Origin of the sequence: Lysinibacillus sp. JNUCC 51, assembly GCF_015999525.1 — a bacterium.
GTDB lineage: Bacteria > Bacillota > Bacilli > Bacillales_A > Planococcaceae > Lysinibacillus > Lysinibacillus xylanilyticus.
The window spans coordinates 615302-631110 of the sequence record NZ_CP065545.1 but is presented as its reverse complement, the minus strand read 5'-3'; the positions used below and the strand labels follow the sequence as shown (position 1 = coordinate 631110).

General features: G+C 39.3%; 16 protein-coding genes. 11 read left to right on the top strand and 5 right to left on the bottom strand.

Annotated elements, in window-relative coordinates; genetic code table 11:
* Positions 1-476 precede the first annotated feature (476 nt).
* From JNUCC51_RS03395 to JNUCC51_RS03350, 10 genes are read left to right on the top strand one after another with little or no spacing between them, the layout of a single operon-like run.
* Entirely contained in the window at positions 477-1709 is a 1233-nt protein-coding gene (locus JNUCC51_RS03395) for a M20 family metallopeptidase (protein WP_337990842.1), read from the top strand.
* A complete protein-coding gene (locus JNUCC51_RS03390) occupies positions 1706-2794 on the top strand; it encodes a tartrate dehydrogenase (RefSeq protein ID WP_337990841.1) in 1089 nt (362 codons plus the stop codon). Before JNUCC51_RS03395 ends, JNUCC51_RS03390 begins: the two co-directional genes overlap by 4 nt.
* A 1-nt stretch (position 2795) precedes the next feature.
* Positions 2796-3542: an SDR family NAD(P)-dependent oxidoreductase gene (locus tag JNUCC51_RS03385; RefSeq protein WP_337990840.1), complete on the top strand. Its 747-nt coding sequence runs from the start codon at positions 2796-2798 to the stop codon at positions 3540-3542.
* An 11-nt stretch (positions 3543-3553) separates the two neighbouring features.
* A complete protein-coding gene (locus JNUCC51_RS03380; protein ID WP_337992181.1) occupies positions 3554-5011 on the top strand; it encodes an aldehyde dehydrogenase family protein in 1458 nt (485 codons plus the stop codon).
* Between the two features lie 15 nt (positions 5012-5026).
* Positions 5027-6055 (top strand): ABC transporter ATP-binding protein, encoded by a 1029-nt coding sequence (locus tag JNUCC51_RS03375; RefSeq protein ID WP_337990839.1) that lies wholly within the window; start codon positions 5027-5029, stop codon positions 6053-6055.
* A complete protein-coding gene (locus JNUCC51_RS03370) occupies positions 6030-7007 on the top strand; it encodes an ABC transporter ATP-binding protein (RefSeq protein WP_337990838.1) in 978 nt (325 codons plus the stop codon). The genes JNUCC51_RS03375 and JNUCC51_RS03370 overlap by 26 nt, the downstream gene beginning before the upstream one ends.
* 36 nt (positions 7008-7043) lie before the next feature.
* Entirely contained in the window at positions 7044-8015 is a 972-nt protein-coding gene (locus JNUCC51_RS03365) for a P1 family peptidase (RefSeq protein WP_337990837.1), read from the top strand.
* Between the two features lie 18 nt (positions 8016-8033).
* The gene (locus JNUCC51_RS03360) at positions 8034-9581 is read left to right on the top strand and encodes an ABC transporter substrate-binding protein (protein WP_337990836.1); all 1548 of its coding nucleotides are present in this window, start codon (positions 8034-8036) and stop codon (positions 9579-9581) included.
* 17 nt (positions 9582-9598) lie between these two features.
* Complete coding sequence (locus tag JNUCC51_RS03355; RefSeq protein ID WP_337990835.1) at positions 9599-10540, top strand: ABC transporter permease; 942 nt, start codon at positions 9599-9601, stop codon at positions 10538-10540.
* A 12-nt stretch (positions 10541-10552) separates the two neighbouring features.
* On the top strand, positions 10553-11380 hold the full coding sequence (locus JNUCC51_RS03350; protein ID WP_100542998.1) for an ABC transporter permease: 828 nt from the start codon (positions 10553-10555) through the stop codon (positions 11378-11380).
* Here the strand turns inward: JNUCC51_RS03350 and JNUCC51_RS03345 are convergent.
* Both JNUCC51_RS03345 and JNUCC51_RS03340 read right to left on the bottom strand, forming a co-directional pair.
* Complete coding sequence (locus JNUCC51_RS03345; RefSeq protein WP_337990834.1) at positions 11369-13006, bottom strand: PucR family transcriptional regulator; 1638 nt, start codon at positions 13004-13006, stop codon at positions 11369-11371. The two genes, JNUCC51_RS03350 and JNUCC51_RS03345, sit on opposite strands and share 12 nt — an antisense overlap.
* Positions 13007-13207: 201 nt before the next feature.
* Positions 13208-13660, bottom strand: coding sequence for a MarR family winged helix-turn-helix transcriptional regulator (locus JNUCC51_RS03340; protein ID WP_337990833.1), 453 nt, complete (start codon positions 13658-13660; stop codon positions 13208-13210).
* A gap of 205 nt (positions 13661-13865) precedes the next feature.
* Between JNUCC51_RS03340 and JNUCC51_RS03335 the strand changes: the two genes are divergently transcribed.
* Positions 13866-14300 carry a GNAT family N-acetyltransferase gene (locus JNUCC51_RS03335; protein WP_337990832.1) on the top strand — a complete coding sequence of 145 codons (435 nt, stop codon included), beginning with the start codon at positions 13866-13868 and terminating at the stop codon, positions 14298-14300.
* Between the two features lie 77 nt (positions 14301-14377).
* Here the strand turns inward: JNUCC51_RS03335 and JNUCC51_RS03330 are convergent, their stop codons facing one another.
* The 3 genes from JNUCC51_RS03330 to JNUCC51_RS03320 all read right to left on the bottom strand — a co-directional run bounded on the left by JNUCC51_RS03330 (position 14378) and on the right by JNUCC51_RS03320 (position 15782).
* Positions 14378-15013, bottom strand: a complete 636-nt coding sequence (locus tag JNUCC51_RS03330; RefSeq protein ID WP_337990831.1) for a nucleotidyltransferase domain-containing protein — start codon at positions 15011-15013, stop codon at positions 14378-14380.
* An 85-nt stretch (positions 15014-15098) separates the two neighbouring features.
* Positions 15099-15332: a nucleotidyltransferase domain-containing protein gene (locus JNUCC51_RS03325; RefSeq protein ID WP_337990830.1), complete on the bottom strand. Its 234-nt coding sequence runs from the start codon at positions 15330-15332 to the stop codon at positions 15099-15101.
* A 60-nt stretch (positions 15333-15392) separates the two neighbouring features.
* Entirely contained in the window at positions 15393-15782 is a 390-nt protein-coding gene (locus JNUCC51_RS03320; RefSeq protein ID WP_337990829.1) for an RDD family protein, read from the bottom strand.
* Positions 15783-15809: the final 27 nt, after the last annotated feature.

Genomic DNA, 15809 nt, shown 5'->3' with positions numbered 1-15809 from the left:
TTATTTTGTCTTTTCTAGCTTTTCACTACTAAACATAAAGTTAAAAGCATTTTATATATTATTAACAAATTGTCTAATACTTGTTTAATAGGACAATGATAGAATTATTTAACTTCATTTAGCAGGTGTCCAAACACCTGTAGCTGACGCTTCGCTTTCGCTACAAAAAACACCTGCTAAAATAGAGGAACTCAGTCTAAGAACGCCACGTCCTGTGGCAATTTATCTGTGCGAAAGCGAAGCGACAGCAACACACGACTGAGTGACCAACTTCGTGTTGGCCTAAAGCCTCCGGCGGATGTCACGGAATCGGAAAGGAGTTCGATAAAGGATGTTAGCCTAAATTCATCGCATCCATGCGATAACGGCTAACTGACCTGCATCACGCAGGCCTAAGCACAAAGCCGATTCCGGACGCAATTATGCCGAGGCATAATTGATCTCTAGAATATTCTATAAAATAGGGAGGCGTTTGAATGACAGTTACAAGTTTAAAGACAACGGAATCTTATTTACGTGACCGCGAGGCAGTTATTGAGCTTACACAAAAGCTAGTACGTATAGAAAGCGTTTATCGAGAAGGCGATCCTAATGGCAATGAACAAGAAGTTGCGAATTTTGTCGCTCAATATTTACGTGATATCGGGATTGAAACACATATGGAGGAGGTTGTGCCAGGTAGGCCGAATGTAATCGGTATTATTGATTCGGGTAAACCAGGAAAAACACTACTCTTTGAGGGACATACAGATGTCGTTACTGAAGGAAATCGAGAAGCATGGACGTACGATCCATTCGGTGCAGAAATTATTGATGGTCGAATGTATGGTCGAGGTACAAATGATACAAAAGGAAATCTTGCGTGTATGATTACAGCTTGTCAGTCATTGTTACTGGATCAGGATGAATTTACAGGCAAGATTATTTTATGTATTCCGTGTGATGAAGAAGGATTGATGCTTGGTATTAAACATTTTATAAAAAATGGTTGGGCAGATGATGTAGATGGGGCCATTATATGTGAACCGCAAGAAAATAATGTAAGTATTGCGCAGCGTGGGGCAATTCGCTTGAAAGTAGATATCTTCGGTAAAATGGCGCACGGTGCAATTTCTTGGAGTGGCATTAACCCGAACTGGCGTATGGCACGTTTTATCGTGGAGCTTGAAAAATTAGAAAAAGAAGAGCAAGCACGTTTAGGGCGTGACCCAATGCTTAATTGGCCGTCAATTACACCAACGATTTTACGAGCACCTGTAAAAGGAGATGCGCAAATTAATGTTATTCCTGATCATTGTATGACGACGCTTGATATTCGTACAGTTCCTGCGCAGGATCATGATGAGCTTCTCGGAAAGATTGATGCAATTATTAAACGTCTGCAAGCAGATGATCCTGATTTCAAAGTTGAACTAACAGTGCTTGATAACCGTCCCGCAACAGCAACAGACAAGGATGATCCGGTTGTACAGGCTATTTATGAAGCAGTCGCAGAGGTAACGGAAAAAGAGCCGAAATATAATGGTGTCCCAGGAGCTACAGATGGAACGTTCCTTCATGTACATGGAATACCAATAGTTACAGTTGGAGCGGGTGATCGTGATATTCCCCATCAAATTGACGAATATGTCGATATCGAAGAATTAGCTGAAACAACGGCCATTTACCGTTTGGCAGCATTAAAGTTTTTAGCAGGTGATGCACAATGACTCACACAAAGATTGCAGTTATTCCGGGCGATGGTATTGGAAAAGAAGTAATGGAGGAAGCACTTAAGGTACTAATTTCTCTTCAGGAACACGATTCATCTTTACAATTAGAAACAACAATTTTTCCTTGGAGCTCGGATTATTACCTCAAGCACGGTCGAATGATGCCTGACAATGCCTTAGACATTCTAAAAGAATTTGATGCGATATTATTCGGGGCTATTGGAGATGCTCGTGTTCCAGATGATGTGACAGTATGGGAATTAATTATGCCAATACGAAAAAGCTTCCAGCAATATGTTAATTTCCGTCCGATTAAATCACTACCTGGCATTGCCTCGCCGCTTGCCAATGGAAGGGATATTGATTTTGTTATTTTCCGAGAAAATGCGGAGGGGGAATATTCAGATAGTGGTGGGCGAATTTATCATAATCAACCACAGGAAATGACGATTCAAAATACGATTATGACACGAATCGGTATAGAAAAAATTGTCCAAGCAGCTTGTGATTATGCCTATAAAAATGGCAAAACAAAAATTACGAGTGCGACAAAATCGAACGCAATTATCCATTCAATGAAGTTCTGGGATGAGCATACTAAGAGAATTCTAGCACAAAGCTCACCAACAATAGAGTTAGAATCTATCTATATCGATGCTTTAGTAGCTTATTTCGTAGAGCGACCACAAGATTTTCAGGTTGTAGTTGCTTCCAATTTATTCGGAGACATTTTATCAGACTTAGGGTCAGCCATTGTTGGGGGGCTTGGATTGTCACCGTCAGCTAATTTAAATCCGGAGAAAGAATTCCCATCAATGTTTGAGCCTGTGCATGGGTCAGCACCAGATATTGCAGGAAAGTGCATAGCAAACCCAATTGCACAAATTTGGTCACTTGCTTTGTTACTCGGACATATCGGAAGACCAGATATAGAACAGTTAATTGTTCATGCGATTGAGAAGGTTCTTCGAGAAGGTGTTGTGAAAACTGCAGATATTGGTGGACAGGCTACAACAGCACAAATGGGTGATGCGATTTGTCAGGAGATTATTAAAATGAATTTAGCGGCAAGGGGTGTATAGCATGGCAGCAGAACAACAGGTTATTATCGTCACAGGTGCAGGGGGCGGTATGGGGAAAGCTATAATTCAGGAACAGCTTGCAAAAGGCAATATTGTTGTAGGGCTCGATTTATCAGTAGCTTCTTTAAACGATTTAGCGCAGGATGCATTGCAATGCTTTGAAGTCAATGTCTTGCAAGAGGAGCGCGTGAACGAAGTGTTCAAGCAGGTTTTTGACAAGTATGGTCGGATTGATGGACTTGTCAATGCACTTGGTATAGCGCAGTCAGCGACACCGCTTGAGCAAGTAACGATGGACGAGTGGGATCGGTTAATGAATGTCAATGTTAAAAGCTTATTTATTACAACAAAGGCAGTCATTCCTTACATGAAGCAGCAGCAAAAAGGTTCAATTGTCACAATCGCTTCCATTTCTGCTGTACGTCCACGCCCAGGGTTACAGGCTTATATTGCTTCTAAAGGGGCGGCGGAGAGCTTTACACGTGCTTTAGCTATTGAACTAGCGCCGTTCCAAATACGTGTTAATACGATTCATCCAGGGCCAGCCGATACACAGATGCTTGGTCAATTTACGGCACAAGGAGCGGACATCGAGCAAACAAAGCAGAGTGTCTTTGTTCAATCGGTCCCCCTTGGACGATTAGTGAATCCATCAGACATTGGAGGAGCAGTAAGTTATTTACTTTCAGATACAGCGGGCATGGTTACAGGAACGACCTTACATGTAGACGGTGGTCGTGGACTATAGGAGGGATAATGGTGAAAAAAATTCCGATGTTTATTAATGGTGAGTGGATTCACGGTGGTATGGAGGAGGCCATTTTAGATGTTATGAACCCCTCTACTGGTGAAGTCATTGCCCAGATTACGAATGCGAGTAAAACTCATGTCGACGAGGCTGTACATGCTGCACGTGTAGCGTTTGAAAGTGAAGAGTGGCGGAAAATAAAGGCTTATGAACGGGGACAGCTACTTGTTGAATTCGCCCATTATATACGCAAGCATGCAGAGGAATGGAGTTTATTAGAATGTCGTGATGTTGGAAAGCCGTTAGCACAAGCAAGAGCCGATATTGAAGCGGCAGCTCGCTATTTTGAGTTTTATGGTGGAGCTGCAGATAAAGTAATGGGGGACACGATTCCTATTGAAGACGGTATTTTAAATGCGGTAGTGTTGGAGCCTGTTGGAATTACCGTACATATCGTGCCTTGGAATTATCCTATTCAAATCACAGCGAGAAGTGTAGCAGCTGCAATTGCTACTGGTAATGCAGTAATTGTTAAAAGTGCGGAGGACACACCATTAACTACACATGCCATAACGGAATGGTTTGCGGATAAATTGCCAAGAGGTATTTTTCAGCATATTACAGGCTTAGGCCGTGATGTAGGTCCGTCTTTAACATCTCATCCAGATATCAATCATATTACGTTCACAGGTTCTGTTCCAACAGGCATTGCAGTGATGAAATCAGCTGCTGAAAATGTTGTACCTGTGACGTTAGAGCTTGGTGGGAAATCACCGAATATTGTTTTTGCGGATGCCAATATGGAACAAGCGCTTGAGGGGGTAGTACGTGCCATTATTCAGAATGCCGGACAAACATGCTCTGCGGGGGCCAGACTACTAATTGAAGAGAGCGCCAAAGAAAAATTCATTGCACAATTAGTGCAAAAATTCCAAGCATTAAAAGTGGGGCCGGGTGAGGCTGACGTTGATATGGGGCCACTTTTAAATGAACGACAATATACGAAGATTTCCACACTGCTGCATAAGGCGAAGGAAAATGGCTATGTGATCACAGGTGGTGAAACACTGACGATTAAGGGCTATGAAAAAGGATATTATGTTGAACCAACAATACTTGCAGGGGTAGAAGCTAACGATACACTTGCACAGGAGGAAATTTTTGGACCGGTGTTGACTGTATTGTCGTTTACGACGGTTGAGGAAGCAATTACCCTAGCGAATAGTACAGACTATGGCTTAGTTGCAGGAGTTTGGTCGAAGGATTTAGATACTGCACATTATGTCGCAAGCCGTGTCAAAGCTGGACAAGTGTTTGTTAATAACTATGGAGCAGCGGGCGGAATTCAAATGCCGTTTGGTGGCTATAAAAAGAGTGGCATTGGTCGAGAAAAAGGTTTTGTCGCTTTAAGAAATTATACACAAATGAAAAATATCGCAATACGCTATGCACCACCAAATCTTATGTGAGATGGAGGAATGCGTATGGACCAGTCAAAAGAAAATAAGGTGCTACTAGAAGTAAATCATTTAAAAATTATATTCCATTTAAAAAATGGTAAGCAGGCGAAAGTTGTTGATGATGTGAGCTTTACGATTCGTAAAGGAGAAACAGTTGCGCTTGTAGGTGAGTCTGGAAGCGGTAAAAGTATTACATCGTTATCAATTATGCGATTACTGCCCATTCCACCAGGAGAAATTACGGCTGGTACCATTAAACTGAATGGTAAAAATCTCTTAGACTATAAAAATAAAGAGATGAGCACTATAAGAGGCAATGAAATTAGTATGATTTTTCAAGAGCCGATGACATCATTGGATCCAGTTTTTACAATTGGTAATCAAATGATGGAAGGGATTCGCAGACATCAAAGGATTCCCAAAAAAGAGGCGTGGGAGAAATCTCTACAGCTGTTAAAAGAAGTTGGTATTGCCAATGCGGAAAAGGTTATTGCTGAATATCCGCACCAATTATCAGGTGGGATGCGCCAGCGTGTCATGATTGCGATTGCAATGTCTAATAACCCTCAGCTGCTGATTGCTGATGAGCCAACAACTGCACTTGATGTAACCGTACAGGCACAAATTTTAAAGCTTATGATGAAGATGAAGGAAGAACATCATTCAGCTATATTATTTATTACGCATGATATGAGCGTTGTAGCAGAAACAGCAGATCGAGTTATGGTCATGTATGCTGGACAAATCGTAGAAGAAGCACCAGTGCGAGAGCTTTTTAGGAATCCAAAGCATCCGTATACAACTGCTCTTTTAAAAACAATGCCTAATCTAGATACAGATGTTAAAAGGTTGCCCTCAATCCCGGGTACTGTTCCACCAGCATATGCGTTACCAGATGGCTGTCGTTTTGCACCACGCTGTCCATTTGCGATGGAACAATGCCACAAGGTGCTACCAGAGGTAATCCATATTCAAGACGAACATAAAGTGCGCTGTCATTTATTTACGGAGAAGGGGGCGCTTGATCATGACCAAGAAAGAAGTTTTGCTTGAAATTAATCATTTAAAAGCCTACTTTCCTGTGAGACGGAAGTCGATGAAGGAAGAGAAAAAAGTCATTAAAGCAGTCGATGATATTTCGCTTGAAATTTTTCGTGGCGAGACGCTTGGTATTGTAGGAGAATCCGGCTCCGGAAAATCGACGTTTGGCCGAACTATTTTAAAACTTGTCGAACCGACCGAGGGAGAAATTTTATATAATGGACAGCCCATACAGCAGTTAAGGGGCAGTAAGTTGCAAACCTATCGCAATCAAATGCAAATGATTTTTCAGGATCCTTTTGCATCACTCAATCCTCGTATGCGAATAGGTACTATTATTGAAGAACCGATGAAGCTGCAATTAACATTAACGAAAGAGCAACGTAAAGAACGTGTAAAGGAGCTTTTACAAAAGGTAGGTCTACCAGAGGATGCTATGCAAAAGTTTCCACATGAATTTTCGGGAGGTCAAAGACAACGAATCGGGATTGCGCGGGCTCTTGCTATTCATCCAGAGTTCATCATTGCGGATGAGCCTGTATCTGCCCTAGATGTTTCAGTGCAGTCACAGGTCTTAAACTTAATGATGGATTTACAGGATGAATTTCATTTGACCTATTTATTTATTTCTCATGATTTAAGTGTTGTGAAGCATATTAGCGATCGAGTGGCTGTGCTGTATTTAGGGAGGGTAGTGGAAATTGGCTCGAAGAAAGAATTATATGAGAATCCACTGCATCCATATACGAAGGCGTTGCTCTCAGCCATTCCAGTTATTAATTTTGATCAACCGAAACAAGAAATACCGTTACAGGGTGAATTACCAAGTCCTATGAATCCTCCTGTGGGCTGTGTGTTTCATACACGGTGTCCGTATGTGATGGAAAGATGTCGTCAAGAACGACCTGTGCTTCAGGAAGAGAATAAACATCAACGGGTAGCGTGCTTTTTATATAGTGAATAAACTGAAAATTTAGTTTTTTTGAACGGGGTGTGTATTATGTTTGGAAATATTACAGATGTACCTGGAGTTATAGTTGGACATGCAGAAAATAGAGAAGGCATTACAGGTTGTACAGCGATTTTAGTCGAAAATGGTGCAGTTTGTGGTGTCGATGTAAGAGGTTCAGCGCCAGGAACTCGAGAGACTGATGCACTTGATCCTATTAATGAAATTGATCATGTTCATGGGGTTTGCTTGTCAGGAGGAAGTGCATTCGGATTGGATGCTGCGACAGGAGTAATGCAATTTTTAGAGGAGCAGGGTGTTGGCGTAGATGCAGGTGTTGCAACAATTCCAATTGTTCCAAGTGCGGTGCTGTTCGATTTATTTATTGGGGATCCTAAGTCAAGACCTACTGCTCCAATGGGCTATCAAGCGGCTAAGAGTGCGGTTGTTGGTCCATTTGCAAATGGTAATACAGGAGCTGGTTATGGTGCTACTGTAGGGAAATTAGCAGGTCCTCAATTCTGTATGAAAGGTGGTCTAGGCAGCGCCTCTATAGCTGGTAAAGAGGATGTTATAGTTGGCGCCATTGTGGCTGTCAACGCTGTTGGAGATGTGAAAGATCCTAATACAAGAGAAACACTAGCAGGTGCAAGGAATCCACAAACAGGGGAATGGCTTGATTGCTGTGCTTATTTAGAGGAGCATGTGCAATCGGAAGGATTATCTGGTACGAATACGACCATCGGTGTCATTGCAATGAATGCCAAACTGACAAAAGCAGAGGCAAAAAAAATAGCCCAACTTACACAAAATGCTCTCGCAAGAACAATTTATCCTGTACACACTATGTTGGATGGAGATACGATTTTCGTGCTTGGAACAGGAGATAAAAGATACCCAGTTGACTATCTGGGTCATTTGGCTACAAGAGCTATGGAGGAAGCGATTATTACTGGCATTACAGCTGCTGATAGATTAGCTGAAGTAGAAAGCTATAAAAGCATTCAAATAATGAGCACATAGGGGATAGGGGGAAATGCCATGAGGCTAAAGAACAATTGGTTAATGCTGTTGATGACATTGATAGTAGTTTTACTAATTAGTGCCTGTTCAAGTGATGACAAAAAAGATGAAAGTTCTAAAGGAAAGTCCGTAGCAGATTTACCTCAAGACATCGTAGTACGTATAAATGACGATCCAGATTTTTTAGATCCACATAAGGCAACAGCATCTATCTCGTACCAAATGATTCTCAATATTTTTGAAGGATTAATGGCACCAGAAACAGATGGAACTTTAAAAGAAGGGTTAGCTGAAAGCTATGCAATATCTGAGGATGGTTTAACATATACATTCACAATTCGTCCGGGTGTGAAATTTCATAATGGTGAGGATTTAACTGTTGAGGATATTCAGTATTCATTTGATCGTTTAATGGGGAAAAACGGTGGCGAAAAGATGTCAAACAGCTTTGATAATGTTGCGTCAACAGAAGCACCAGATGCCAATACATTTGTGATCAAGCTAAAAGAGCCAAACTCTAACTTCTTATATTCATTAACTGCCCGACAATCAGCTATCTTACCAAAAAGCAATGATGGAAAGCATAATGAAAACCCGATAGGTACTGGACCATTTGCTTATGTAAAATACTCTCCAGGTACTAATTTAGAATTGAAGAAAAATGAAAACTACTGGAAGAAAGGGTTACCATACTTGAACAAAGTGACGTTTACCTTCCAATCGGATGATCAAGCAGCGATTATGAGTTTAATGGCCAATGAAGTCGATTTAACGAGTGTACCATGGCAGCGCGTAAGTGAAGTAGGTGATAACTATAATTTATCTCATCAAAATAATAACTCATCATTAATCGTTACATTTAATGAAACTAAAGCTCCTTTTGATAATGTTAAAGTCCGTCAAGCAATTAACTACGCAATTAGTAAGTCCGATATTATTGACTCAGTGTTTGCAGGCTATGCTGTACCACTTGGATCAAATATGAGTCCGGCTATGGGGGACTATCAAAAGAAAGGCTTAGAAGATATGTATAAGCGCGATGTGGAAAAAGCCAAAGCATTATTAGCAGAAGCGGGCTACCCTGATGGCTTTAAAACAAAAATTACAGTGTCTTCCCATAATGATATGTATTCAAATATCGCGCAAATTGTAGCGGCAAATTTAAAGGAAATCGGTATTAATGTGGAAATTGAGGTTGTAGAATGGGGAATTTGGCTAGACCGAGTTTACTTTGGTCGCGACTATCAGATGACAACGATAGATTTAACAGGTCGTGCCTCTGCATATGAAGTATTAAATGATTACATTGCAACAAATGATAGTGAAAATTTCTTTAGATTTAAAAATGATGAATATGACAAAATTATGACAGACGTTTTAAAGGAAAGAGATCAGGCAAAACAAATTGAATATTACCATCGCGCACAGGAAATTTTAGCTGAGCAGGCAGCAGCGGTATATATCGCAGATTATCAGATTGTTTGGGGCTCTAATAAGCAAATTACTGGTTTAAAGAGCTACCCATTCTGGTTCCATGATATGTCTGAGGTTAAATTCTCTAACTAGAAAGGGATGAGTGCTAGATGATGTATATATTACGTCGATTCATCCTGTTAATAACAACCATCCTTCTTGTGTCGATAATTACGTTCGGTGTTTTTCAAATTTTACCTGGTGATCCGGTTCGGACAATGTTAGGCACTGAAGCGGATCCCACACAAATTGAAAATTTGCGATCAGAGCTTGGTCTGAATCGCCCCCTTTATGAGCAATATACAGACTGGATGAAGGGATTATTGACAGGGGAATTAGGAAATTCTATTCGTTTTTCAATGCCAGTAAAAGATTTATTGTTTGATAGACTTCCTGTAACGATGTCATTGGCTGGGCTCACTCTCATATTTGTGCTACTCATTTCCTTACCGTTGGGTATGTTTGCAGCGAGAAGACAAAATAAGTTCAGTGATGTTTCATTATCGACAGTAACGCAAGTTGGCATGGCCATTCCTTCTTTTTGGCTTGGGATGATACTCATTTTATATATTGGCATGCAGTTCAGCTTCTTTAAAATAAGTGGGTATATTCCGTGGACGCAAAGTGTGGCAGGAGCATTAAGTACGCTTGTTCTGCCAGCTTTAACAATTGCAATTCCACAAATTGCGGTCAATTTCCGCTATGTTCGTACGGCTATTTTAGAGCAAGTTCAGCTCGATTATGTGCGTACGGTTCGTAGTAAAGGGATGTCAGAGCAAAATGTTATGTATAAGCATGTCTTAAAAAATTCGATGATCCCAATATTAACGGTATTTGGATTGATCATGGCTGAAGTTGTTGCCGGAACGATTATTGTGGAGCAAGTATTTTCGCTACCAGGTGTCGGCCAACTCCTGATCACTGCTATTAGTAATCGTGATTTTCCATTAGTACAGGGAATCGTTATGTATATTACTGTTGCGGTGGTCATGATCAATTTTATGGTCGATATTTTATATTCTGTGTTAGATCCTAGAATCCGATTACGATGAGAGGTGGATACGATGAAAAATATTCAAAAGTACATGAAAAATATCAATTTAATCATTGGTCTACTAGTCATTGTCGGGTTTCTAATCGTAATGATTACCAGCTTTTTTTATACACCACATGATGTGAACTCGATGAATATACCACAAAAATTACGAAGCCCAAGTAGTGATTATCTTTTCGGTACGGATGAATTTGGTCGTGATATTTTTAGCCGTATTATGAAAGGAACACAAACGGCCTTTGCAGTCGGTCTACTAACGGTATTTATCGGAACAATTTTTGGTATTTTAATTGGTGGAATAGCTGGGTATGTAGGTGGTTGGATCGATGAAATTTTTATGCGCATGATGGATGCATTAATGGCCTTTCCGGGAATTATTCTAGCTTTAATGCTCGTTGCGGTATTTGGACCAGGGATTGTGAATACAGCTATTGCATTAGGTATTATTGCCATACCGGCCATTGCCAGAATTACACGTAGTGGCTTCGTCCAACATCGTGACAATGAATATGTCTTAGCAGCAAAGTTAATCGGCGTAAAACCTTATAGCATTATGTTTCGCCATATATTACCCAATATTTCATCACAGATTATCGTTGCCGCAACTGTAACCTTTGCGACTGCGATGCTTGCAGAGGCAGCATTGAGTTATTTAGGGCTTGGCGTGCAGCCACCAAACCCTAGTTGGGGACGAATGTTAAAAGATTCACAAGCTTATTTAGTTGGAGCCCCTTGGTATACTTATGCGCCAGGTGGAGCCATAACAGTACTTGTATTAGGTTTGTATATGCTTAGCAATGCGTTACGCGATTTTATGGACCCACGTTCAAAAGCGTAAGATATCTGGTGCTGTTTTTTTCAATAATTCATAGGCCTTTACTGCTATTTCTATATTGAGGCGATGTGGGGCCTGTAAAAAATCAGCACCTAAAATATTTTCTAGTCGTTCAATTCGTTTATAGAGCGTTTGACGGACAATGAATAATTGTTCAGCAGTATCATTTTTGGCACCATTACATGCTAAATAAACACAGAGCGTTTGATAAAGGTCGTTACCATTCTTTTGATCAATCAACAGAATTTCTTGTAAATAATCTTTAACATATTGCAAAAGAGCAGCATGGTCCTGATGCAATAACAATCTGTAAACACCTAAATCCTTGTGGTAAATAGAAGAAGCAAGTTCATTGTGTTGCATCTGAATGGTTGTTTTTGCTTCTTTATAGCCTTTTTGAACGTTGTGTATGGATTGATAAACATTGCTAATGCCAAAGGTGAGGGTTATTTGCTCGAAAAGCTGTGGGGTTTTTCGAGCAACAATCTGTTTTATTGCTTGATTAAAAGAGTCACGATTTTCCTCCATATCATCTGCAGCAATGTAAAATGCTAAGATAATAATTTCATGCTGTCGTACAGAAACGGTAGGGAAAAAGCCAAGTTTTTTTAGGATGGAACGAACAAACATAACATTTTGTAGCTGTATTTCTTGCCAATCTTCCTCTGAAAAGGTATTGGCATAATCAAGCATATTAAACACGACTACGCGATAATAAAGATTGCGATTTTCCAGTGGCAAATAACTTTGATAATACTGAAGATCAATGGGTTCTCCTTGTATTAAGGCGAGGATAAATTCATCCTCACGACTTTGCTGCCGTTCCTGTAGCATTCGATTACGCATCAAAATTTGGGCAATCGACATCGTTGCACGTTCAAGATTTAACAATGTATAATCATTTGGCTTCGGCAATAAAGAATGCATACATAAATAGCCCCATACTTGTCCAAGTCCATTGACCGGAATGATGACGAAATGATCTTTGTCAAAGGACAGTAGTTGGATGGGTTCTTGTAATTCTAGTTGCTGGCAGTGGTCCTCCATAAGTTGTAAATACTTTTTGGCTTCCATTGGGTAATAAAAGTTTTTTGTATCTTCGGAGACAAATAAAAATAATGCATCGGTATCTTTGTGAAGTACCTGTAAAATTTTTAAAATTCCATTTGGCATTAACGACAATTCCATGAAAGTCTTTGATATTATATCTAGCTGTGTTAATGCTTGCTGGTGCTGATTAATAATATACGTATGTAGATCCTGCGTAATATCGATAAATCTTACAACCTCTTCAAAAATGATGATAGGAAAATCATGAGCATTAGCCATTGCAACCAGTTCTACAGGGACATAATCAAAATAATCACCAATCTCAATACAAAGAGCTGCAGCACCGTTACGAATAAGGTTTTGTAAATAAGCAATTTGTGTTTCACGCTCTAACTGTAAACCTACACCAGTAGTTAATATGAGCTCGCCACCATTTATTAAAGTATCAAAATCTTTTATTTCTAATATATGTGTCCATAGTACTTGTCGACTTAGGCCTTGTTGTCCTGCGATTAGCTTGGCGGATTTAAAATGCTTTCGCTTTAATACATCACGTACAAGTAGAGAATGTTTCGACATAATAAGCACCTACCCTTCGAGTGTACAATAATTATGTTTGATTAATCAGAAAATTTCAACATTAAGAAGAATAATAGAGTAATTACGGTGAAGAAGGGTATCCGGGGATAGAGGTGAACGAGATGTGTGGTGTGGAGAGATAAAAAGGTATTTTTCATAAAAGAAGGCGATTCCAAATGCTCAGAAGCGCAGGAATCACCTTTAATAATTTCGTGTATGACCTTTTTTTACATATTCCAAATCAGTTTCAATGTTTTGACGAATACGAATTAGTAAGTCGTGAATACTGTCAATTTCTTCAGGAGAAAAACCATCTAATGCTCTAGCATTCGAATAGTCTCCTTCTCGTTTTAAAAATGGATAAATCTTGAGACTTTTGTCTGTCGGGAAAAGCTGTTTGTTTTTCTTGTTACCAATTTCATTACGCTTTTCTACAAAGCCTTTAGTCTCCAACTTTTGAATCGCTCGGGAGGCAGTTGTACGATCTACCTTTAATAGTTCAGCAACTTTTTCCTGAATAATACCAGGGTTTTCACAGATGCGGGTGACATACAAATATTGTCCCTTTGTTAAATCAAGTTCTTTAAACTCAATATTACTAATGGAATCAAGTGCCCGCGCAATCGCACCAATATCTCGCAAAATTTCCTTCATTGATTGCCTCCGAAAAAATTATTGTATTTGCAATAAAAAATGCTCTATACTATATATTATCATCCATGCAAGGAAATTTCACTTCATATCTACAGGGAGAGGTTCTAAAACGGCTCATTAGGAGAGCGCCCAACGGAAATCAACCCTACATTATGCTGATGAGCCTAAAGCGATGTATCAAGTAATAATCGGGGGGAATATAAAGATGAATACGAAAAAAATTACAGATGAACAAGATTTACAAATAGCATTTGCCATTCGTCAAAAAGTTTTTATAGAGGAGCAAGAGGTACCTGAGGTAGAAGAATTTGATGAATTCGATACACTAGATGCAGCATGTGATCATATTCTTGTGTATTATAACGAACAACCTGTTGGCACTGGCAGACTGCGAGTTGTTGATGGCTATGGCAAACTAGAGCGTATATGTATATTAAAAGGATTCCGCAAATTTGGTTTAGGTAAAGTGATTATCCAAGGTTTAGAGGAAATAGCACTTGAAAAAGGTTTAACAAAATCTAAATTAAACGCACAATCCTATGCAGAGGGCTTTTATGAAAAATTAGGCTATAAGCGAGAAGGCGAAGAATTTATGGATTGTGGCATTCCACATATTTTAATGAAAAAACAATTTAAATAGGGTATAAAGGTTGTTTAAAGGGTTATAACACATTAAAAAATAGCAAACTAGTTTTAGTGTTAGTTTGCTATTTTATTTTAATGCAATAGGTCCTTTATTTTTTCCCATAATGGCTTAATTTCTTCTTTATTTGGCACATTTTCAAATATCCAATGTGATTCGTTTTCGAAGAAGGTCACTAATTTCTTTACTGCCATCTCATGAGTTACAAGGCTCATACAATTCATAATATCGACTATCTCATGTAATGGGTCAGAGGGTAATGAATTAGATAACGTTTTAAGTCCAAGTAAAGCCCGCTCAGGACAATATTTATGCAGTAGTACTTTTGCGAAGTGTTCTAAACAATTCCGCAGTAAATGAACACTCCAAATCTCATTTCCACGTTGAGCACTCCAATAATATTGATACAAATACCAGACAGTATCATCTACAGCATCTTGAAATTCGAGTGGGGTTAATGATAAAGTTGTATTTTTCTGTTTAGCTGTTAGGATTCCATTTGGATCAAATAATATTTTCATAGTATCCTTATTAATTATTTCAGAGGGTGTTACTGTAAATAAATCGATATGAATCAAATCTTCATATACGACCAATAGCTGGGGGGCAATTATATAGATGTCATCAACGAATAATGTTTTATCTTCATTCAGCAGAAGACTCTTACCTCTGAAAATGGTTAAATGAATGCGGATGTGGTTCCTTTTCAATGAGTTTCCAAAAACTTGCTGAATGAAGATAAAGCCTCCGGCGGATGTCACGGATTTTAAAAGGAATGAATTGTGCAAGCACAATTCAAAATCCGGACGCAATTACGCCAAGGCGAAATTGATTATAAGCCTCAATATGTATGGTGCGGTTGGGCAAAAAGGCTTCAACATTTTCTTCATTCACAACGCAATAAATATCGATATCTGAAAATTCATCATGCTCATTTCTAGCCATCGATCCTCTTAAAAATATAGCTTCAATATATTGATCATCTTTTAGACTTTCAAGTAAAACCTCAACAACATGATCTAATTTCAAGTGTATCCCTCCTTCTAATAAAACAAGCTACCCAAAATATTTTTGAGCAGCCTTATTTTGCTAGATTTCCTTAACAACAGTACCTGAGAAGCTATCGTGGGGAAGAAGTCGTCCATTTTGTTGTTCGAATGATTTTGGATTTTTCAAGTAATCGAATGTGCTAATTGAGTCACGGTAAGCCATTCGTTTTATAATTTGAGAGGAAGTCAGTTTAGCCCCATGTTCATTTTCAAGAACTAGTCCCATTTTTTTATAGCCAACTGTTTGCCCTTTTTTACGCAATTGTACTAATTCAAGTGACCACATAACGACTGTCGGTGTAACGATGGCATGAATCGCCTCGTTTTTTACCTTTTTTCGAAGGATATACTCTACACCAACTGCGACAGCCGACGAAATAGCTATATCGATTAAAAATGCTTTTGTTCGTTTTTTTGAAATAGATTTCACCAGATCTCCTCCTCGTAATAAGTTGAT

Coding starts and splice junctions, on each gene's coding strand:
- JNUCC51_RS03390 (WP_337990841.1), top strand. CDS start 1,706: ATGACTCACACAAAGATTGCAGTTATTCCGGGCGATGGTATTGGAAAA.
- JNUCC51_RS03365 (WP_337990837.1), top strand. CDS start 7,044: ATGTTTGGAAATATTACAGATGTACCTGGAGTTATAGTTGGACATGCA.
- JNUCC51_RS03350 (WP_100542998.1), top strand. CDS start 10,553: ATGAAAAATATTCAAAAGTACATGAAAAATATCAATTTAATCATTGGT.
- JNUCC51_RS03345 (WP_337990834.1), bottom strand. CDS start 13,006: ATGTCGAAACATTCTCTACTTGTACGTGATGTATTAAAGCGAAAGCAT.
- JNUCC51_RS03355 (WP_337990835.1), top strand. CDS start 9,599: ATGATGTATATATTACGTCGATTCATCCTGTTAATAACAACCATCCTT.
- JNUCC51_RS03335 (WP_337990832.1), top strand. CDS start 13,866: ATGAATACGAAAAAAATTACAGATGAACAAGATTTACAAATAGCATTT.
- JNUCC51_RS03395 (WP_337990842.1), top strand. CDS start 477: ATGACAGTTACAAGTTTAAAGACAACGGAATCTTATTTACGTGACCGC.
- JNUCC51_RS03375 (WP_337990839.1), top strand. CDS start 5,027: ATGGACCAGTCAAAAGAAAATAAGGTGCTACTAGAAGTAAATCATTTA.
- JNUCC51_RS03360 (WP_337990836.1), top strand. CDS start 8,034: ATGAGGCTAAAGAACAATTGGTTAATGCTGTTGATGACATTGATAGTA.
- JNUCC51_RS03340 (WP_337990833.1), bottom strand. CDS start 13,660: ATGAAGGAAATTTTGCGAGATATTGGTGCGATTGCGCGGGCACTTGAT.
- JNUCC51_RS03370 (WP_337990838.1), top strand. CDS start 6,030: ATGACCAAGAAAGAAGTTTTGCTTGAAATTAATCATTTAAAAGCCTAC.
- JNUCC51_RS03385 (WP_337990840.1), top strand. CDS start 2,796: ATGGCAGCAGAACAACAGGTTATTATCGTCACAGGTGCAGGGGGCGGT.